General features: G+C 40.6%; 17 protein-coding genes and 1 pseudogene. 12 read left to right on the top strand and 6 right to left on the bottom strand.

The features are described from left to right. Window positions 1-12 precede the first annotated feature (12 nt). Window positions 13-894 carry a 4-hydroxybenzoate solanesyltransferase gene (locus V7K46_RS23655; protein ID WP_335117395.1) on the bottom strand — a complete coding sequence of 294 codons (882 nt, stop codon included), beginning with the start codon at window positions 892-894 and terminating at the stop codon, window positions 13-15. Between the two features lie 480 nt (window positions 895-1374). On the opposite strand from V7K46_RS23655, the gene V7K46_RS23650 reads away from it, so the two are divergent. The 6 genes and pseudogenes from V7K46_RS23650 (at window position 1375) to V7K46_RS23625 (ending at window position 9224) form a co-directional block, all read left to right on the top strand. Then, entirely contained in the window at window positions 1375-3027 is a 1653-nt protein-coding gene (locus V7K46_RS23650) for a Ppx/GppA phosphatase family protein (protein ID WP_335117393.1), read from the top strand. Between the two features lie 656 nt (window positions 3028-3683). After that, window positions 3684-3869 carry a hypothetical protein gene (locus V7K46_RS23645; RefSeq protein WP_335117391.1) on the top strand — a complete coding sequence of 62 codons (186 nt, stop codon included), beginning with the start codon at window positions 3684-3686 and terminating at the stop codon, window positions 3867-3869. An 898-nt stretch (window positions 3870-4767) separates the two neighbouring features. Further along, window positions 4768-5538: a PIG-L deacetylase family protein gene (locus tag V7K46_RS23640; RefSeq protein WP_335117389.1), complete on the top strand. Its 771-nt coding sequence runs from the start codon at window positions 4768-4770 to the stop codon at window positions 5536-5538. Between the two features lie 119 nt (window positions 5539-5657). After that, window positions 5658-6509 (top strand): hypothetical protein, encoded by an 852-nt coding sequence (locus tag V7K46_RS23635; protein WP_335117387.1) that lies wholly within the window; start codon window positions 5658-5660, stop codon window positions 6507-6509. A 375-nt stretch (window positions 6510-6884) separates the two neighbouring features. Further along, window positions 6885-7930 (top strand): annotated as a pseudogene (locus tag V7K46_RS23630) (DMT family transporter). 151 nt (window positions 7931-8081) lie between these two features. Then, on the top strand, window positions 8082-9224 hold the full coding sequence (locus V7K46_RS23625) for a peptidoglycan-binding protein (RefSeq protein WP_335117383.1): 1143 nt from the start codon (window positions 8082-8084) through the stop codon (window positions 9222-9224). A gap of 184 nt (window positions 9225-9408) precedes the next feature. On the opposite strand, the gene V7K46_RS23620 is transcribed toward V7K46_RS23625, so the two are convergent. Further along, window positions 9409-9864, bottom strand: coding sequence for a DUF2141 domain-containing protein (locus V7K46_RS23620; protein WP_335117381.1), 456 nt, complete (start codon window positions 9862-9864; stop codon window positions 9409-9411). Window positions 9865-10417: 553 nt separating this feature from the next. On the opposite strand from V7K46_RS23620, the gene V7K46_RS23615 reads away from it, so the two are divergent. The 6 genes from V7K46_RS23615 to V7K46_RS23585 all read left to right on the top strand — a co-directional run bounded on the left by V7K46_RS23615 (window position 10418) and on the right by V7K46_RS23585 (window position 15961). After that, the gene (locus V7K46_RS23615; RefSeq protein ID WP_335117379.1) at window positions 10418-10891 is read left to right on the top strand and encodes a glutathione peroxidase; all 474 of its coding nucleotides are present in this window, start codon (window positions 10418-10420) and stop codon (window positions 10889-10891) included. A 144-nt stretch (window positions 10892-11035) separates the two neighbouring features. Then, complete coding sequence (locus V7K46_RS23610; protein ID WP_335117377.1) at window positions 11036-11860, top strand: SDR family oxidoreductase; 825 nt, start codon at window positions 11036-11038, stop codon at window positions 11858-11860. 22 nt (window positions 11861-11882) lie between these two features. Beyond that, window positions 11883-12812: an alpha/beta fold hydrolase gene (locus tag V7K46_RS23605; RefSeq protein ID WP_335117374.1), complete on the top strand. Its 930-nt coding sequence runs from the start codon at window positions 11883-11885 to the stop codon at window positions 12810-12812. Between the two features lie 185 nt (window positions 12813-12997). Continuing rightward, window positions 12998-13732 carry a glutathione peroxidase gene (locus tag V7K46_RS23600; protein ID WP_335117372.1) on the top strand — a complete coding sequence of 245 codons (735 nt, stop codon included), beginning with the start codon at window positions 12998-13000 and terminating at the stop codon, window positions 13730-13732. A gap of 497 nt (window positions 13733-14229) precedes the next feature. Beyond that, the gene (locus V7K46_RS23590) at window positions 14230-14979 is read left to right on the top strand and encodes a phosphatase PAP2 family protein (RefSeq protein WP_335117370.1); all 750 of its coding nucleotides are present in this window, start codon (window positions 14230-14232) and stop codon (window positions 14977-14979) included. A 487-nt stretch (window positions 14980-15466) separates the two neighbouring features. Next, window positions 15467-15961 (top strand): DUF6174 domain-containing protein, encoded by a 495-nt coding sequence (locus V7K46_RS23585; protein ID WP_335117368.1) that lies wholly within the window; start codon window positions 15467-15469, stop codon window positions 15959-15961. A 124-nt stretch (window positions 15962-16085) separates the two neighbouring features. Here the strand turns inward: V7K46_RS23585 and V7K46_RS23580 are convergent, their stop codons facing one another. The 4 genes from V7K46_RS23580 to V7K46_RS23565 form a co-directional block, all read right to left on the bottom strand. After that, window positions 16086-16358 carry a hypothetical protein gene (locus V7K46_RS23580; protein WP_335117366.1) on the bottom strand — a complete coding sequence of 91 codons (273 nt, stop codon included), beginning with the start codon at window positions 16356-16358 and terminating at the stop codon, window positions 16086-16088. Between the two features lie 202 nt (window positions 16359-16560). After that, on the bottom strand, window positions 16561-17136 hold the full coding sequence (locus V7K46_RS23575) for a hypothetical protein (RefSeq protein ID WP_335117364.1): 576 nt from the start codon (window positions 17134-17136) through the stop codon (window positions 16561-16563). Window positions 17137-17222: 86 nt separating this feature from the next. Beyond that, on the bottom strand, window positions 17223-19886 hold the full coding sequence (locus V7K46_RS23570) for a TonB-dependent siderophore receptor (RefSeq protein ID WP_335117362.1): 2664 nt from the start codon (window positions 19884-19886) through the stop codon (window positions 17223-17225). 110 nt (window positions 19887-19996) lie between these two features. After that, entirely contained in the window at window positions 19997-20599 is a 603-nt protein-coding gene (locus V7K46_RS23565; RefSeq protein WP_335117360.1) for a helix-turn-helix transcriptional regulator, read from the bottom strand. Window positions 20600-20654: the final 55 nt, after the last annotated feature.

The following is a 20654-nucleotide window of genomic DNA, read 5'->3' as shown; positions in this document are numbered from 1 at the left end:
ACTTTTTACTTGTTAAAAAGATCCAGCAATCATCCCAGCAAGTAAAATAAAACCAATCCACACGTTTTGCCGGAACATTTTACCATAAACAGGATTAGGTAAGTCTCGCTGTCTTAATCGCAGAGACTGCCAAATCCATCCGATAGTAGCAACTGCAAGACTAATCCAGAAGGCTAAATGTAGATGTATAAGCACACCTAACCAAGCCAATAACAAGATTGTGCCAGCAAAGAAAATTCCAATAACTACAGGGGCATAATTCCCAAAAAATAGAGCGCTAGAATTAACACCAATGCGGCGATCGTCTTCCTTGTCGCTCATGGCGTAAAGTGTATCAAATCCTAATGTCCACAGTACAGTCGCGCCCCAAAGTAACCAAGTTGGTTGGGAGATGGTTTGTGTCACTGCACTCCAGCTAATCAATACCCCAAAACCCCAAGCGATGGAAAGCACCAGTTGCGGCACAGGAAACACCCGCTTTGCGCCTGGATACAGCAGAATTATAGGCACTGCTGCCACACATAACCAAAAACTCAGGGGGTTAAGATAAAAGGCCAGGATAGCTGCACATGCTAACGATACGATCGCGACTACAATCCCAACTTTCACAGACAGGGCGCGAGAAGCCAGGGGGCGATCGCGTGTTCTCTCCACATGTGGATCAATATCCCGATCCCACAAATCATTGACAACGCAACCAGCCGCACTCGTGGCGAGAGTACCCAATATAATCACACCAACCAGAGGCAAAGGCGGTTTCCCAGAAGCTGCCAAAAACACAGCCCAAAGGGCAGGAATCATTAAAATTAAGCGTCCTTCTGGTTTATGCCAGCGCAAAAGCCGGATAATTACAAGCCAAACTGGTTGCTGAGGGCGTTCTGGCGTCGTTAACATAGAAATCAACAAATAACTTTAGATAGATGAATTCACACATCTTTACATCTATACAATAACGTTATTTGATATTTATAAAAACATGCCTCTATTCGCCGAATTATACCAATAATACAGCATCAATGCAGCAGGTAACATTCTATTCCGATTTTCTATTCTTTAATTCACACATCTTTACATCTCTTTACATCTAAAGAATAACGTTATTTGTTATTTGTAAAAACATAACCCCAAGTGGCAACTTAAAATATCTTTAAATAGTCACTACGGTTAGAAACAGTAGGGTGAATATACTTAGCTTAGTTCCCCTCGACCAAAAATGAAGAGTGCTGAGTATTTTTTAATTTACTGAGTACGGACTAAACCATAGCTATCCGCTAACAGCACTCAGTTTGAGCAAGTGTGTTGCAACAAATATCAGTGCCAGCTACCCCGACATATCACCGTTTGCCATCATTTCTTATAAAGAGAGAAAACTAGATGCTGAATTTAGTTTCGGCTAGCTGGGAGAGTGTTCCAACTCAACCACCTAAGCAAGATCGGATTATTGCTGCCATTGACTTGGGAACAAATTCTCTACACATGGTAGTAGTCAAAATTGATCCCACACTACCAGCCTTCAGTATTATTGCCAGAGAAAAAGAAACTGTAAGACTTGGGGATCGCAATCTTACCACTGGGGAACTTAAACCAGAGATAATTAAAAAGGCGATCGCTGCTTTAGGACGCTTCCAAGAAGCTGCCAAAACTATCAACGCTGAAACAATCATTGCCGTGGCAACTAGTGCTGTGCGGGAAGCCCCCAATGGGAAAGATTTTTTGCACAGAATAGAAACAGAGTTGGGTTTAAGCGTTGACTTGATTTCTGGTCAAGAAGAAGCGCGACGCATCTACCTTGGCGTGCTGTCGGGCATGGAATTTCACAACCAGCCCCACATGATTGTTGATATTGGCGGTGGTTCCACAGAGTTAATTTTGGGCGACAGTCACGAACCGCGCACTCTCACCAGTACCAAAGTCGGTGCTGTACGACTCACTAGCGAGTTAATCACCACTGATCCCATCAGCAACACTGAGTTTCACCATCTGCAAGCCTATGCACGTGGTATGTTGGAACGTTCCGTGGATGAGGTGCTAGCAAATCTCCAGCTTGGGGAATCTGCGCGTTTGGTGGGTACATCTGGCACAATTGAAACCCTGGCGATGATTCATGCAAGAGAAAAATCAGGTGTTATTCCTTCCACTCTAAATGGCTACCAGTTCAGTCTTAAAGACTTGCGAGAGTGGGTAAATCGCTTGCGGAAACTGAGTAACTCAGAAAAAGCGGCGATTCCCGGTATGCCAGATAAGCGGGCTGAAGTTATACTCGCTGGTACAGTGATATTACAGGAAGTGATGACCCTTTTGGGTAGTGAATCAGTCACAGTCTGTGAGCGTTCTCTGAGGGAAGGCGTAATTGTAGACTGGATGTTAGCCCACGGTTTAATTGAAGATAAGCTGCGCTACCAAAGTTCAGTTCGGGAACGCAATGTTGTAAAACTCGCTAATAAATACCACGTCAATTTAGAATACAGCGATCGCGTGGCAGCATTTGCCCAGAGTTTATTTGACCAAACTCAAGGTACACTACATCACTGGGGATCTGACGAGCGACAACTACTGTGGGCAGCTGCAATCTTACACAATTGCGGTCATTATGTCAGTCATTCGTCTCATCACAAGCACTCTTACTATCTAATTCGCAATGGTGAGTTACTCGGTTATACAGAAACCGAGATTGAAATCATTGCCAATTTAGCGCGTTATCATCGCAAATCGCCGCCTAAGAAAAAACATGAAAATTACCAGAATTTGCTGACTAAACAGCAGCGACAAATGGTCAGTCAACTGAGTGCGATTCTGAGATTGGCAGTGGCATTAGATAGACGACAAATTGGTGCGATCGCTCAAGTGCAATGTGAGTATTATCCACAATTAAGGCAGTGTAATTTACTAATATTCCCATCTCAACCTAATGATGACTGCGCCTTAGAACTCTGGAGTTTAGAATATAAAAAAGCAGTGTTTGAGGAAGAATTTGGTGTAAAATTAGTAGCAAGTTTAGAAAAGTCTAGCGTTGCTAGCTTCTCCTAGAAACTAGAAATTAGGGTGCGTTAATGCTGTGTAACGCACCTGCTAAATAAAGTATAAGCGCACATATATGCGCTAATACAAATTATTTGTGATTTACGCATATGCTTTCAAAATTCTAGTGAAATTATCATATACTTTTTCATCATACTTAAGGGTGAATTTATTAACTACCTAGTGGGTAAGAATAAATCAAACTATGTTACACAATGTAAATTTAATTAATTGGCTTGTAGCAAGGGTTTCAGTCATTATTATCAACCTTTAATTATTTATGCTTACTTACTTAGTTTAAAAATAAAAATTAGAATTATAATTAGACTAGAGTTAACAATCTATTTAATGTAGGTTATGTTGCTATAGGATATCTAAGCTGGGAAAACTTAGATATCCTTTTATGAAATTTCAATTAAGCAGGCTAAATTGCTCAGTTTTATGCATTGGAGAATACTCAGGCTTCAGCATATAGCTTGCATTTATTGATTGTGAGAATTCTTCAGCTTTGAAAACTATGATCGATATCAAAGCTGGAGATAAAATCTGATGAATTTATCCGTGACAACTTCCCTTACTAAAACTGTACCTAAGTTGACTTACGATGTACTGATTGAAAATGAACTAGATGGCAGGGTTAGTGCTACAGTACTAGAGTGCTAGGCTTGCCAGATATTAAAAGCTCTGGTGCGACGAAAGAAGAAGCGCTAGAGAAACTCATTCAACTTTTAGAACGAAAACCAGAAATAGTGACTTTGGAAATTGAACCTCCCCAAACCGAGGCTACTTTAGAGTTTTTAAAAAATGTGCGATCGCTAGGATTTGACCAGTATGCTATTATTCATTATTAGGAAGACTTGATTCGTTAAAGAATCCGCATTGGTACTCAAGATTTACCCATTGCAGCAATTACATTGTCAGTGAATGGGATTTGAGTTATTCGTAACTGCAAAGATTTTGAAAAAGTGCCTAATTGGCTTTTAGAAGATTGGAATATATCTTAAAATTTATAACCTAAAAAACTGCGTCATCTAGTACTCCTCAGAATTTAATCTGAGTTTGATCGCCAAAGTAGTTTAATATTTATTGAGTTATACTGGACAAACTTTCTTTAATTTTTAGTTTATTTACAATACTTTCTTCCACCTGTACTAGCACAGGTGAGAACTGTCATCTAATTTTACTCTCGATCAAAGAAGCACAAAAGTAAGGTTTTACAGCACATTTAACGAAAAAATTAGCATTTCTCCTTTGGTTTAGTTTCCCAGACTCAAACCGATGCCTTCTCTTTTCAAAGACGCTGTGTATAGCAAGATTCCGTTCGCCCCTGGCGTCTCGTAGGGAAGGGTACGGCCCACAGAACGTCTACGCCTAAGTTTATCTCAATAAGCAGCGATTAATGCGATTATTTTGAAATTATTGAGAATAAAATCTTTTTGTTGACATGATGCAGCCGCCCTGACCACTGTACGCACTTAAGTTTTATAAATAACATAAAATTTCCATAGTACTGACACACATTTAATAAAATATCGAATAAGATAAAAATCTAAATCGAATACAAATTAATCTTTGTCATTCAATCCAGATGCTAGTTAGCAGTTTGGCAATGTTTATGTCTGCGATGAAATATTAATACCATTTGGGTAATAATTTTTCAGATAGTAATTTCAAATCATATCTGGTGCTATGAAAATAAGATATCTTCTTCATCGCTTAAGGTTCGGGCTGCATAATAAGTGGTGGTTATTGAAATACCGATTTCGAGAACTACTGATTAAACTACAGTTCTACTGGCTTCTGTATCAAGGCAGTAAACTACTAAATATTAACCAGAAGTCGGTAATTGTATTTTCTCCTCACCAAGATGATGAAGCACTAGGTTGTGGGGGTATGATTGCACTCAAGCGAGAACAAGGGATACCGATTAAAGTTGTTTTTGTTACAGATGGAGGAGGTTCTCATCGAGGTCATACCAAGATTACCCGTTCAGAAATTGTTCAAATTCGTAGACAAGAAGCGATAGCAGCTTTGAAGATTTTAGGAGTAGAATCAACAGATGTTCACTTTCTTGATAAATGTGATGGCGCATTATACAAAATGACAGAAACTGAACAACAGCAAACCATTGAAGAAATGGCGCAATTATTAAGTAGTTTTCAACCACAAGAGGTATACGTTACTCATAAACAGGATCGCAGTCGAGATCATGAAATTACTTATCAATTGGTTCAAGCTGCTATTTCTAAAGCAGAAGTGACAGTAGAACTGTGGCAATATGCTATCTGGTTGCTTTGGAAGTCTTTATTGTTTCGCAGTCTGAAGTTTGATGAATTAGCAGGCGCTCATCGGGTCGCAATTCATCAAGTGCAATCTAAGAAAAAGCAGGCTATTGAAATCTACCGTTCTCAATATTTACCTATAGATGATGAATCGAGTGCCGTCCTTCCCCCTGGTTTCCTCTGGCGGTTTTTCTTACCTCATGAGATTTTTTTCAAATCAGACTCCGGTCAGGAGTAAAAAAGGTTTTAGATAAGAAGAACTCATAAGTCAGAATTCAGGAGGAATTATGTACGAATGGGTGATGAGTAATTGAGTACTTTCACATTTTTAAGCTTTTACCCTCAAATCATAAAAATATGAGTCAACAACAATTCTGTTTTTGCACTTTAGCATTAGGCAAAGTGTATCGGGGGCTGGCTAGTTTATTAGCAAAAGACCTAGAACTATATTCACCTAACACTGCTTTTATAGTTCTCACTGATAACCCTCAAGAGTTTAGCAAATATCCTCAAGTTTTGGCATTTCAGCATCAGCAGCAGGGTGTTAAGTGTTACCACGATAAAAGATTTGCTATTGCTAAGGCTTTATCTCTATTTAATTCATGTATATTCATTGATTCAGATATGCGAATCTTGGCACCCGTACCAGAATATATAGAATGGCTTTTAGAGCCAGGGATAAGTGCTAGAGCTTGTATGGATATGCCGAAAAAATTTGCTAAAGCTTTGACAAAAACTGACAAGTATTTTTCTAGAGAAATTGAAGTCATAAAAAAAGCAGCGCAGTTTTTAAATTTAGATCCAGAATGTGAAAATGTTACGTTTGTTCATGAGTATTTGTTTTCTGTTACTAAGTCAACAGGAAAAGAAATTGAATTTTTAGAAACATGGGAAATCCTTGCCAAATATTTTGAGCTAAATGGAGTTTATGAAGGCGAAGGTAATGCCATAGGTCTAGCTGCCTATAAAGCAGGGCTGCCAGTGAGATGGAGCGAGATGTCAGGTATTTCCTTTTTCAATAACAAAACTGAACTGATCAAAATTCAAAAGGGACAGTCAAACATGGATGAAATGTTGACATATTTTCAGGATCACGGAAAACTTGCACATCCTAAACGCTCTATTCTGGAGAAAATTGTATTTAAACTTAGCAAAGCCATAATGCATATTTATAGAGCAATAAAGTACAGAGTCGTTACTTCACTGTGAGAAAAGAGTTTTTCGGAAATAACCTCTACCTGCATTTCTTTTACTGCATTTCTTGAGGTGACAAAACTAAATTGAGTCAACTGCTCTGAGAGATAAATCACTTGCATTATTAGTTTAAACAAGCACTTTATCGGTAGGATTTTTAGATATAAAACCTACTGTATATCTGCTTGATTTGAAGCGTTTGTGCTTGTTCCCTGATAAAGCTTTTTAAAGCTATCCGTCTGATTACAATCTTCAACCTCGTGTAATCTTAGCTACACCTGAGTATTAATTCCTTTTCTCCCAGAGGCTACGCGATCGCAAAACTACATAATTCGGTAAAATTAGGTGAAGCAAATTTTACGCTTGTTAAACAAAAGCATCACTAAACCCATGCAACTGAAACTCAGTGCATCTCAACTTCCTTTCGCCCCCATCCTGTTAATTACCCCCTTTTTCCTATGGGGGACGGCAATGGTAGCCATGAAAGGAGTTATACCCCACACCACACCGCTATTCATGGCAGGTGTGCGTCTGATACCAGCTGGAGTGTTAATTTTAATAGCAGCTGCATTCATGGGTAAACCCTGGCCCAAGAGTTGGGCTGCATGGCTGTGGATTGCCTTATTTGCTCTAGTAGATGGGACGCTATTTCAAGGCTTTTTGGCAGAGGGATTAGTCAGAACCAGTGCGGGATTAGGGTCTGTGATGATTGACTCGCAACCCTTGGCTGTTGCCTTGCTGTCGTTGTGGCTATTCCAGGAACATATTGGTTTTTGGGGATGGTTGGGGCTAGGCTTGGGAATCACAGGCATTGGTCTAATTGGCTTACCTGATGAGTGGATTTTCCATTTTCTCGACTCAGGCGCAAATATCACAATTGGGAACTGGCAAGATTTGTTTGCTAGTGGCGAGTGGTTGATGCTGTTAGCAGCGCTATCAATGGCTGTGGGAACAGTGTTGATTCGGTTTGTGTGCCGACATGCTGACCCAGTAACTGCTACGGGATGGCACATGATTTTGGGTGGATTGCCACTATGGGGAGTTTCATTAGTTGTTGAATCTCAGCAGTGGGAGAATCTAGGAGCATCTGATTTAGTGGCTTTGGGTTATGCTACCGTATTTGGCAGTGCGATCGCCTACGGGTTATTCTTCTACTTTGCCTCTAGTGGCAGTCTCACCAGTCTTAGTTCCCTGACCTTCTTCACACCCATCTTTGCCCTAGTATTTGGTAATCTCTTCCTCTCAGAAGTCCTCAGTCCATTGCAGTGGGTCGGTGTTTTCCTTACTTTAATCAGCATCTATCTGATTAACCAACGTGATGCTTTAGAGGGTAAAACGACACAGTTACTGTCGGCTAAATAGCTAATATACAGCAACTAGTTTTAGAAGCATTGGCTAAAAAATTGAACCTCCTAACCTTAGCAATCAGAGAATAGGAACCAGAAATTTTACCTTAACTCGTTAAAGGGGAGATGAGGGAGTAGGGGAGCAGTAGAAGAAATGACAAATAACAGTTAACATTTGGTCATCTTGAAGTTATTGTGGGATCAAAGACTTCAAAAGCACGTTCAGGCTGAAACTTGTAATATGAGGCTATGCCGTTCCTCAATCTTGATATTTACCTGTTTTTCTTGCGTGGGTTTTTACCCAAATCGCGCAAGTACAGCCACACCTAACCTAGCACCTGAAATTTTAGAACTTGCACAAGCTAGTTCGACAGTTACTGCTAGTCCGGCTGTTTTGAGACCCGGTAGTCAAGGGTCAGATGTGCAGAGACTACAAACCCAATTAAAGCAGTTGGGGTACTATAGCGGCGTGGTAGATGGAGAGTACAACGCCAGTACGGAAATCGCTGTAGCTAAATTCCAGAAAGCAAAGGGTTTAAAAGTAGATGGGATTACGGGTCAGGTGACTAGGGGCAGACTGCAAGCAGCTTTGGCTGCCAAAAATCAGATTGTCACCTCTCCATTTGTTGTCTCTCCTGCTCCGACTTCCAAACCATCTGCAACACCCAAGCCGACTGAGAGAGGTTTTGTCTGGTGGTTAATATTTGCCATCGGAGTTCTAGGAAGTATTGGCGCACTTGTTTACCTGCTGAGGTGGTTTCGTCAAGTGAAACAAGTGCAAAAGTCCGAAATATCAAATACTAAAAGTTTGAGTGAAGCTAACAAAGACCTAATGACCCCACCCTCACCAGAGACTGTAACTAGTCTACAAACAGCTACCCCACCACTGACCACACAATTGCTGCTACCAGAAAAAACTTCCCGGCTTGCTAAACTCAATATCGTTGACGAATTAATTCAAGACTTACGCAGTCCTGACCCAACGAAGCGACGCAAGGCTATTTGGGATTTGGGTCAGCAGGGAGATTCGCGGGCAATTCAGCCTATGGTTGACCTGATGATTGATGCTGATTCTCAAGAAAACAGCTTAATTTTGGCAGCTTTGGCAGAAATTGGAACCCGCACACTCAAACCGATGAACCGGGCTTTAGCAATGTCAATCCAAGATGAAAGTCCAGAAGTACGGCAAAATGCCATCCGTGACTTGACGCGCGTTTACGATACGATGGGTCAAATGAATCAGATGTTACTTCATGCGTTAGATGACCCAGATGCCGAAGTGCAAGCAACAGCACGATATGCTTTAACTCAGATGAATCGAATGCGTGGCTTACCGGAACAACAAGGTTTACCAGAAGATTCACACGACGGTTCACAAGAATAGAGCAAAAGTCATTCGATTTTAGATTTGAGATTTTTCCTTCAATCCCTGACGCTGATAAGCATTGTGTCAGCGACTGTGCGTAGTGTCTGATATCATGTCCGCTTGATTACTTATTAAACAGACATGATATTGTGGTTTTGAGTTTTAGTTCGTCTACTGCACCAAGTTTAAATCCGTTGTCAGCTTAAAAATATTTCAATTGGATTTGGATATTAGTGTTTGGGCCTGCAACCAAAAATGCTGCTTCGCTAAATTTGGGCGCTCTTGTGCGAATTTCTGGGTTGCTGGAAAATCCAAAGCCTTCGGTTGGTATACCAAGTCCATTTCTATTGAGAGTGCCGTCATTATTTTGATCGTGGAAGACAGCAACGGCATAACTACCCGCTTTCAAGTTCTCAAAGGTAATGGGTAAGGGAGTGTCAGTAATCTTGGTACACTGCTTTTGTAAGACGCGATCGCGATCGCTAGGAAATCCTTCACTGCTTGCAAATAGACTGGCACACACTTGTCCTTGTTTATTCTTCAAGCCATCAATTTCCACGGTGAGTTTGCCGTTAAAATTAGCCTTGGCACTAAATGACCATGCCAGATTTCCCAGAACTGTCAATAACACTATACTAACTCTTAATCCTCTAACCATAAAATTGTCACAAGGTAAAATAAGTTTTGCTGAAATTAAGTTTTCACTTTGATTTAGATCACGCAGATTGATCGTGACATTATTCGGTCAATACTCGCAAGTATCCTGCCATATTTCGTCTCTAGATTTGTCTGTATACGCAATAGTCAGGATTCATAATTTATCTCTGCGACAAAAATTTGTATCAAAAGCCACGCATATTTCTAAGACCTATCCTGAGATATGAGATTGTCGAGCTATTTATAGAAGAGTTATCACTTAGTTAAATCTGGTTGTCAGTGTCAATTCATAGGCGATCGCTATCTTAATTGATCAGCTGCACCAGTTGAGCAAAAACGCTCCGCATCCTGGCTTATCGTTAGACATCGCCTTGCCCATTAAGCAGCAATTAGTGAGGGAAACATCTATCGAAACTCCCATACAAGCTTATAGCCTGAGTTAAATAGAATCGTAGTGGGAAAGGCTAACAAAACCTAATTTCCTTAAAGAAACCGGGTTTAGAGTACCTGTAATATGGGAAACTTGGCAATATTCCCGATAAATCAGATTCAAGATGAGTAACACAATTTCGGACATCGCAGTCAAGACCATCAACGGTGAGGATAAGCAATTAAACGACTACACCGGAAAGGTACTCTTAATTGTGAATGTGGCTTCCTACTGCGGTTATATTTCTCAATACGAAGGGTTAGAAAAATTGAACCAGAAGTATGGGGAAGCAGGGTTACATATTTTGGGGTTCCCCTGTAACGATTTTGGAGCGCAGGAACCAGGAAGCAATCAGGAGATTGTGCAATTTTGCACGAGTAAATATGGTGTTACCTTTGAACTATTCGATAAAGTTCATGCCAAAGGCTCGCAACAGCATCCACTTTATGAGCGACTTACCAAAGCAGTTAAGCCAACGGGAACAATTGCTTGGAACTTTGAAAAATTTTTAGTTAATAAACAAGGTGAAGTGATAGCTCGATTTAATAGTAGTGTACAGCCAAATTCACCAGAAATAATTGCCATAATTGAGAAATAATTAGCAAAAGAGTCATTAGTGATTAGGGAAAACTTTCTGTACTATTGAGTGTTAGCTCTGGACTGTTAAATTTATTTACATCCAGTCCCTTAATTTAGAATCTAGTCTCGATGAGTAGTTTAATTTATTTGTATCTAATTTATCATGAATGTTGCAATCATTGGTTGTGGTTATGTTGGTTATAAAGTTGCTCAATATTGGCAGCAAAAGATGAATTTTGTTGTCAGTGTAACCACAACTTCCCCTGAGCGTGTCCCGGCACTACAATCAGTATCCCAAAGAGTTGTAGTTACCTGCGGGAATGACCTAGATAGTCTCAAATCAGTTTTGCACAATCAAGATGTTGTACTTTTGAGTGTTGGTGCAAAAAATGGGGAAGTTTATGAAGAAACTTATCTAAAAACTGCTCAAACTTTAATTTCATCCTTGCAGCAGATTCCGAGTGTGAAACAATTAATATACACAGGGAGTTATGCCGTTTATGGTGACAGAAATGGTGTATGGGTAGATGAAGAAACACCGCTTGCACCCGCTAATCAAAATGCACAGATTCTCCGAAAAACAGAGGATGTATTGCTATCAGCATCTAGTGAAAATCTTCGCGTTTGTATCTTTCGCTTAGGAGGCATTTATGGAACTGGTAGAGAACTGTTGAAAATATTTAGCAGATATTCTGGTGCAACCCGTCCTGGCAATGGCGAGGATATCACAAATTGGATTCATTTGGATGATATTGTTGGTGCGATAGAATTTGCTCGTCACCGTCGTTTGCAAGGAATTTACAATCTGGTAGATGATGCACATCTCAGCAGCCAAGACTTGCTAGAGCGCCTATTTGAAAAACATAATTTACCCAAAGTTAAATGGGATACTTCTATCAAGAGTACCCGCCCATATAATGCTTGGGTATCGAATGAAAAACTTAAAGAGGCTGGATACCAGTTAATTCATCCACAGATGATTTTTTAGCAAGCATTAAAAACTAGGAATTATGCAACCATCTACTGTAGCTAACACAATCAATTTGACAGCATCTCCTAGCCAGTTTTACAGTTGGCAGAATTATCGTTGTGCTTACGAAGTTCATCAACCAATTAATACAACACCTGAGGGCATTCCCTTACTGCTAATTCATCCTATTGGCGTCGGATTGTCACGGCAATTTTGGCAGCGATTTTGTCGCGAATGGTATAATACAGGTGAGCGTAATTCAATTTACAACCCTGATTTACTAGGATGTGGTGAAAGTGATATGCCTCATGTAGCTTACACTCCTAGTGATTGGGCAGAACAGTTGCAGTACTTTTTACAAACAGTTGTGCAAAAACCTGTCATTGTAGTAGTACAAGGTGCTTTATTACCAGTGGCGATCGCATTAGTTCAAAAAGAATCAAATTTAATTGCCAGACTTGTACTCTCTGGGCCTCCAACGTGGGCTTTGATCACAAATAAATCACCACAATGGCAGCAAAAAGTCCTTTGGAATCTGTTAGATTCACCTTTAGGGAGTGCTTTTTATCGCTATGCACGCACCCGAAAATTTTTACATTCTTTCTCGACTCGTCAACTCTTTGCTTCTGATAATGCTGTGGATGCAGAGTGGTTGGATACATTGCTTGCAGGTGCAGAAAATCCTGCGAGTCGCCATGCAGTGTTTTCTTTTTTAGCAGGGTTTTGGCGACAGGATTATACTAATTCTATCGCCTCTATTGGGCAAGCAACATTAACGGTTATGGGGGAAACTGCATCAAGTATTAGCCAAGAAGGCAAAAAAGAAACGCCAGATGAACGCTTGGCTGACTACCTGTCCTGTTTGCCTCAAGGTCGAGGTATAAAAATAAATGGGCGTAATGTTTTACCATATGAGTCAACCGCTGAATTTGTCGCAGCGATCGCTCCATTTATTAATGAAGTTTTTTAGCTGATTGATAGTTACATGATACTAGTACCGCAAGGCGGAAGTCAGTCATTAAAAAGTCACTCATTCAAAAGTATTACGGAATAAGCTCTTTAGGGTTTTTAAATGGTTGCTCTATTTCCGCCGTGGCGTACTAGTTTTCCTATGATAGGTTATGACTGGTATTGATTACTTCAGGAAGCAAAATTATGTTCTCCGATCGCCGTGGACAACAAGTTCCCAATGTCACTTTTCATACTCGCTTGGACAACCAGTGGGTGGATGTGACAACCGATAAATTGTTTGCTGATAAGACAGTGGTTGTCTTCTCTTTACCGGGTGCTTATACTCCGACTTGTTCATCAACTCATCTCCCTGGTTACAACGAATTGGCTGGGGTTTTCAAACAAAATGGAGTCGATGACATTATCTGTATTTCTGTCAATGATACCTTTGTAATGAATGAATGGGCAAAGGATCAAGAAGCAGAAAATATCACACTAATTCCCGATGGAAATGGTGAATTTACTGAAGGCATGGGAATGCTGGTAGATAAATCAGACTTGGGGTTTGGTAAGCGATCGTGGCGCTATTCTATGCTGGTGAAAGATCGTGTAATTGATCAAATGTTTATTGAGCCAGATGAGCCAGGAGATCCCTTTAAGGTGTCCGATGCCGAAACAATGCTCAGATACATCAACCCCCAAGCAGTGAAGCCCGAAGTAGTTTCCCTGTTTGCGAAAGTCGGTTGTCCCTTCTGTGCCCGTGCTAAGGCGATGCTTAAGGAACATGACATTAATTACGAAGAAATTACCTTGGGTAAGGATATCACCACACGGTCGTTAAAAGCAGTTACAGGTGCGACAACAGTTCCCCAAGTGTTTATCGATGGTAAATTAATTGGTGGTTCTGAGGCACTAGAAGCCTACTTCACAGCGAAATAGGTTTCAGTTGGTTGACACAGCTGTCACCTGTGTCAACTTCAGGTTGTTATGAAAAAAGGCGGCGATCGCCCTTGGATGGGTCAAGCGCCGCCACTCTATCGTTAAAATATTTTAATTTCTTCAAATAGGTGCAATATTTAAATTTCTATTTGATATCATTAGTGCCCTTTTTGGTGGTTTACTTTTCCTGAACAATTATATTTATATCTTAGTGATTCCAATTATTGGTTTTGGAATTATCCAATTTTTTAAAAAATTTGTCTTTAATGCTAAAGTCCAAGCAGCTAGCAGAGTTAAAAAATCACGCTATGTCAATTGTGTCAATAAAATTCTCGTGACACTGACTATCCGCACTGCGGTTATTATCAGTACATTGAATGCCAAAACTGTATAATCTTACTTATAAACATTTGTCATACTGTAAAGATTGGGGAACTTCTCAAGATTCCAATAATTTGTAATCAGTGAAGTTGTTTATCAGTCTTTTTAATTTAAATATGGAAAAAGTGAAAAAAGCCAATAAAGAGAGTCAGTCGCCTCTTGATTTTCTCAAAAACCTGTTGATTGCTCGTTGGCGATCGCTCTTACTCCTGTTGATAGGAGTCTATTTACCTTTGCAAGTCTTTGAAATCCTGACAGTGAAGATATGGGAGAATCAAGCTGGCTTCCCGTGGGATGTGCCTATTTTGTTAGCAGTTCATTCTACAGAAAACCCACAGTTAGATGTTTTAGCAGTGACGCTAGCTATAATTGGGTTGCCTTGGACGGCGATACCGATTTTGGGTGCGATCGCACTAATATTATTACTTCAAAAACGCTGGCGATCGCTAGCTTATTTACTCACCGCCTCACTGGGAAGTGTGATTATCAACCGTACAGCAAAGGAATTAATGCATCGAGTGCGTCCACAATTGTGGCAGTCCATTGCACCTGAGTCTAGTTTTGCATTTCCCAGTGCTCATGCCATGACGAGTGTAACTCTGGTAGCAATTTTGCTATTCTTAACTTGGGCTAGCTCCTGGCGCTGGTTGGTTCTCATTTTCGGCAGCTTATACGTAATAGCTATTGCGTGGTGTCGTATCTATCTGGGGGTTCATTTTCCTAGTGACATTCTCGCAGGTTGGATGGTTACATTAGGTTGGACAATTGGCGTCAGTCTAATTATCAAACCGTATATAACTAAAGTCAAATCTCTAGATGGCGAACGCCCTGAGGATGAAACAACCTTACTTCCTGAAGAAAGTTGATAACCGAGGAGTGATACTATGTCCGGGTTTACAACTATGTCAATCAATTTTAGATTTTGGATTTTGGATTTTGGATTTATTCCGCCCACTATGAGTACGGGGCATGAACCAAATAATTCTTTGTTCTTTAATCTAAAATCTAAAATCTAAAATCTAAAATTGGTAGTGAATTTAGCCTATCGCTACAAGTGACAAGTTGCTGTTAACTTTGCCGATGGTTGTAAGTCTGTAGTCTGCTTCAGGATAGTGGCAGTGTAAATTTAGATGAAAACTTGTTGCCGTGTCTATCAGTAATAAGATAGATTTACCTATACAGATTAGGGACACAAAAGCACGTTTATTTGTCCTCTTCATCAATAGGGGCGGTAGCGAAACGAATGGGAAATCTTTACTAGCATAGTCACTTAGTGTCACAAATAATTTCACTGTTTTGGCAATCACATTGAAGCACACTAAAATGAGCAATTGGAATTAAGGATCGATTTATATGCGCTTGCCAATCGCAATTAGTGCCTTTTTACTGGTGTCTTTGGGTTTGAATGCACCTGTTATGCCTCAACCTCCTATACAGGTAGCGCAAACACCAGCGTTTACTAGTTTTACCTTTGAACAATTTAAGATTAATTACCGATTATGGAGACGGCAAATAATTCCTAACTATCGCTATGAATTCACTAGAAGTTGCAATTGTTTACCCAAAGCCACAGAACTGGTGATTATTGAAGTACGGAACGGTGTCACAACTTCTATTACTTCTAAAGAAACTGGTAAAGCAGTAGATGCACAATTATTTTTAAAATACAATACTATTCCTAAACTCTTTAATATCATTAGAAATGCGCTGATTCGGAAAGCGGCAAATCTGACTGTACAATATGATCCGAGAATCGGCTACCCAACGCAAATTAATATTGATTATGATAGTCGAATAACTGATGATGAAATATTCTTCACAATTAAGAATCTGCAACAAATAAAATAAATATAGCTAACGAGGCATTCATATAATAGAGAGTTATGCGTATTAAAGGTTAAGAGAGAAATTTAAGCTTTTCCCCTTAACCAAAAGTATTCAGATGCACCCATAAATCAATTTGTCAGACCCGTTACGATCCTTGTATAAGTTCATTGATTGAACCTATGCTTTGTTTAATTTTTTCTGTCAGAGAAGTTCTTAATAAGTCAAGGGTTTCGGCTGAAAGATTAAGTAATCCCAAAGCATATAATAGGCTCGAAATACCAATAAATAGAGCCAAAAATCTCCCAAAAAAACCGGGATTAATTTCAATAAAACCTAATTTAGATTGCCCGATGACAGCAATCGTTATAAAAACGATTCCTGCTATTAAAAATGTGCTATTTGGAGTTAAATCTGTCATTTTCTTATGAAGATGCCTCAGTATTTTTATTGTAGCTATTACTAGTTCAAATTTCTATACATTTGAAAAAATTTATCTAACTTCATTTATCCCCTCACACTCAATAAAATTGCTTAGTCACACTAAAACATCAATGATTAACAAGCGCGATCGCTATTTTATGAGCAAGCGATCGCGCTTGTGTTATTGACAAAAATTGATGCTATTCGTCCTTATCACAACTAGTCTTACCACCACCGCAATAAGTAGGCCACCAAGGATTGAATTTCACCTTATCTTCTGCATCATTGCTCATGTTTATCATCGTTTGAAAGCTGGATTTTTCATCTCCATAGCGAAAGTGACTATGGATTGGTTCACCTTCAGGAGCTTGGAAACTCAGATACTTTAACTGGTTACAAGCGGGGTCTTTACTTTCATCTTTTTTTAGTTCAAATAAATCCCAGATAGCTGTTTTGTATTCTGGGTAAAACTTGGAATCAGGTACAGCCCCCAGGTAAGCATAACGACAGTTGTGGGCAATAGGTGTTTTTCCCTCGGTATCTTTGTAGAAGCTAAACTCCTCCATTTTTTTAATTACAATTCGTTTGGGATTACGCAGGTCTTTCATGGAACTGTTACTTTCCGTATTCAGATAAAAAACGCCGTCATATCCCAAATAAGGAACTTTATAAGCATTCGGAGAAACAATCTGAGTTTCAAGTGCTTGGGTATATTGATAGGGGAAGGCAAAAATAGCCAATGCCGCTAAACAAACGTGAGAAAATCGCTTGCTCATTTCAAGATTCCTGAAACTAATTGTTAACTATCTAAAAACATCAAATTACTAAACTGACGGCTGTTCTGCCAAACAAAGCGAGCGAGTTAAAACTCCCAACTAATGGAACCCGTGATTGTTAACGGATTAGCTCTTTGAACAAGATATCTCTCGTAAGATAAGTCTACATAGTCCGTATCAAACAAATTACGCACATTAATCGCTGCCTTAAAACCATTTCTTTTGTAGAAAAGTGCCGCATCAGTCCGTAAGTAATCTCGGAGTGTAAACTCGTTAGCTAAATTGCCTTGCCGCTCACCCACATAAAACAGCCCCAAACCAACTCCAAACCCTTTCAAATCACCCTCTTGAATCTCATAGGTTGTCCAAAGGCTGACTTGATTTTCTGGTACACCGTTTAATCGATTGCCTACAGCAAAGAAATTATCTTCAGTGACTTTTGCATCGGTATAGGTATAGGAACCGATGACCTTCAGCCCTGGCAAAATTTCACCCGCAATATCCAACTCAATTCCTCGACTCTGCTGCTCCCCGGTCTGAACGGAGAAACCTAGTAAACGTCGTTCGGGATCGGGATCGGGGGTTAGCACATTTGTCTTGGTGATTTGATAGGCAGCTAACGTTGTCGAAAGCTTTCCGTCTAGAAAATCTGCTTTGACACCGACTTCATATTGGGTTCCCCGGCTCGGCTCAAATGCTTTCCCCTCTAATTGGTCAAATCCTGAAGACCTAAAAGAGCGACTGTAGCTGGTATAAAGAGAAACCGTTTTGCTGGGCTGATACACTAAGCCAATCCGGGGGCTGAAGGCACTATCATTCTGTTCCGTCTGATCAAAAAGTGGTGATTCATTTTCATCGGACAACCAATCATAGCGACCACCAAGCAGGAGCTTCAGGTTATCACTAAACGCAATCTGATCCTGAAGGTAGACCCCGTATGATCGAGTCCTGGTCGTATAATCAACACCTATTGAATCAAATTCGGGTCTTGGAATATCGTAATTTGGGTTGAGGATATCGAGATCGGGTAAATTATTAATACTAGAACCAATGTATACAACATCCGTGAAAAAGCGGTTTATATCAAAGCCCACTAAAACTTGGTGTGAAATCGATCCGGTATTGAATTTTCCCAGCACGTCGATTTGTCCAAAATAGTTTTCAATTTTAATGTCGCCCTCAGCAGCAGAATAGCCCGTTAGGAAGCGATCATCCACTATTGCGCTAGGAAGAGCTTCGTTTCGGGTATTACTATTAAGAACTACAGCAACATTATTCCGAAACTGCCAGTTGTCGCTAAATTTATGCTTTAGCGTGTAGCCAAATTTTTGCGTCGTGATATCGCTAAAGTATAAATCAGGATAGGTGGCGTAGAAGCTCTTGGGTGGCAAGCTACCATCGCTCAAGAGCGGAACAAAACTTCTAGGAGGATCTGCAAAGAAGCGAGTGTATTCATAGTACAGATTCAGGCTTGTCCGATCGCCCAAGTTCACTGTGATTGAGGGTGCAAGGGTGGTCAGTTGGGTGTTGACAAAATCTTGAAAACCGTTTGCACCCTGATAGCTGGCGATCAAGCGGTAAAGCACAGTTTTATCGGCACTCAACGGACCTGAGAAATCAATCAGGGGCTGATAAAGGCCATAATTTCCTGCCTCAAATTCGAGCTTGTAATAGGGTTCACTCAAGGGTTGTTTGGTGACCACGTTGACAATTCCACCAGGCTCTAGAGCACCAAAGAGAACCGAGGCGGGTCCTTTGAGAACTTCCACTTGCTCAATGGTTCCAACTGGTTCCAAGAGGTTGTCGAAAGAAGCGCTACCTTCTGAAAAGCCATTGCGTAAATTTGTTTCCGAAGCAAATCCTCTGATGGATCTGCCTCCGCCAGTCGCACCGTTCAAGTCTCCACTATTTGAAACGCCACTGACCGTTTCCACTGACTCGTTTAAAGTTCTCACATTACGATCTTCGAGCACCTCTTGGGGTACAACTTGAATCGATTGGGGAATATCCCGTAGTGGGGTGTCGGTTTTTGTGGCTGTTGTCGTATTTGGCGCATTATAGCCATCCTGCTCTCCGGTTACTACCAACTCAATTGGCTCATCCTGTTGTGCTGCTGGTTTCTCTTGTGGAGTCTCACTAGCAGGGGTTTGGGGTTGTTGCGGTGGCTGTGTTGCCGTTGCCGTAGATGTTACCCCAAAAACTAGCCCGGCATTATCATCAAATAACTCAACTGTGGGCATAGCTGCAACACCTATGACTGTTACTCGCACAGTATTTGCATCAATATTTGTGACTGTTATTTCAGTAATTCCCGCAAGTGGTTTCTCCGAACGGAATGCGAAAGCATTGCCATCAGCTAAACGTAACTGTCCACCAGATACATCGGCAATAAAATTATTAGCCGTACTGCGATTTATGACTTGCAGTTGAGTCCCAAATGGTGTCTTTAAAATTATCTCCACACCTTTGTCGGTGGGATTGGCTTTAACGGATGTTATTGGTACAACTTGAGTTACAGGTGCTGGGCTTGGTGTTGGTGACTGCACTAGCATGGTTGCGCTAGTGCTGGGACGCTCCAGATCACTGAGTTGGCGAATCTGTTTAATAGAAAAGGAATTGCGTAGTACTGATGCAACAGATTTACTCTGTACCTCTTTTTTGGGTACACCAGTTGCAGTTGCGCTGATTGCACCCCAAAGCCAAACGGAAATCGTCAGTAAGAAAATCTTTACTAACTGCTTTTGTTTCACTTGTTACCCCACACCAAACTAGAACAGGAATTCTTGTCAACAAAACACTATCAGTAATCTAGTGCCATAAGAAAGCTGTTTTGGTCGCTAGCGGGAGTTTTTTTTGGTCGTTAGAAGGAGTGTTTGTGTTGCATCAAGTACTCTTTAGGGTTAATGCCAAATTTCTTCCTAAAAGCAGCAGCAAAGTGATTCCGACTGGCAAAGCCGATTTTTTGGGCAACTTCACTCACCTTCATTTCCCCCGTTTCCAGCAATTGACGCGCCTGTTCTAAGCGGTAATCGTGGAGATAAGCAAACAATGGTTTGCCGAATACCTGTAGAAATCCGCGCTTAAGTGCATATTCATTGAGTTTGACTAAGCGTGCCAGTTCTGCAATAGAAGGTGGATTGTCCATCTGTTGCAATAACAAGTCTCTGGCATAGAGAATCCGCTCTAATGTTCCCGACTTCAGCGGCTTCTGTGTCCGGCTTCCCATGTGAATTTCTGCTTCTTGCTCCAGCAGCAGTGCTAACAGTTCCAGCACTTTGCCTTCCAAGTACGTGCGCTTAATGATACCCTGATAAGGACAATGCAATATACGCTGCACATTATATTGCATCATCGGAGTCATGACGTTGGAGCGAAAGTGGTAAGGTTGCTCTGGCTCACGCATCAAGTGTTGCAATGCTTTTGGTAGTTCCCCGGAGGAATTGCCGATCAAGGACTGCAACAATTACTGTGTAGGTTAAAAGCAATCTGATGTAATTTGAGTGACCTTATGGATAATG

Origin of the sequence: Nostoc sp. (assembly GCF_036917395.1) — a bacterium.
Taxonomy (GTDB): Bacteria; Cyanobacteriota; Cyanobacteriia; order Cyanobacteriales; family Nostocaceae; genus Nostoc.
This window is presented reverse-complemented; position numbering and strand designations above follow the sequence as displayed.

Coding starts and splice junctions, on each gene's coding strand:
- V7K46_RS23655 (WP_335117395.1), bottom strand. CDS start 894: ATGTTAACGACGCCAGAACGCCCTCAGCAACCAGTTTGGCTTGTAATT.
- V7K46_RS23650 (WP_335117393.1), top strand. CDS start 1,375: ATGCTGAATTTAGTTTCGGCTAGCTGGGAGAGTGTTCCAACTCAACCA.
- V7K46_RS23635 (WP_335117387.1), top strand. CDS start 5,658: ATGAGTCAACAACAATTCTGTTTTTGCACTTTAGCATTAGGCAAAGTG.
- V7K46_RS23625 (WP_335117383.1), top strand. CDS start 8,082: ATGAGGCTATGCCGTTCCTCAATCTTGATATTTACCTGTTTTTCTTGC.
- V7K46_RS23620 (WP_335117381.1), bottom strand. CDS start 9,864: ATGGTTAGAGGATTAAGAGTTAGTATAGTGTTATTGACAGTTCTGGGA.
- V7K46_RS23615 (WP_335117379.1), top strand. CDS start 10,418: ATGAGTAACACAATTTCGGACATCGCAGTCAAGACCATCAACGGTGAG.
- V7K46_RS23610 (WP_335117377.1), top strand. CDS start 11,036: ATGAATGTTGCAATCATTGGTTGTGGTTATGTTGGTTATAAAGTTGCT.
- V7K46_RS23605 (WP_335117374.1), top strand. CDS start 11,883: ATGCAACCATCTACTGTAGCTAACACAATCAATTTGACAGCATCTCCT.
- V7K46_RS23600 (WP_335117372.1), top strand. CDS start 12,998: ATGTTCTCCGATCGCCGTGGACAACAAGTTCCCAATGTCACTTTTCAT.
- V7K46_RS23590 (WP_335117370.1), top strand. CDS start 14,230: ATGGAAAAAGTGAAAAAAGCCAATAAAGAGAGTCAGTCGCCTCTTGAT.
- V7K46_RS23585 (WP_335117368.1), top strand. CDS start 15,467: ATGCGCTTGCCAATCGCAATTAGTGCCTTTTTACTGGTGTCTTTGGGT.
- V7K46_RS23580 (WP_335117366.1), bottom strand. CDS start 16,358: ATGACAGATTTAACTCCAAATAGCACATTTTTAATAGCAGGAATCGTT.
- V7K46_RS23575 (WP_335117364.1), bottom strand. CDS start 17,136: ATGAGCAAGCGATTTTCTCACGTTTGTTTAGCGGCATTGGCTATTTTT.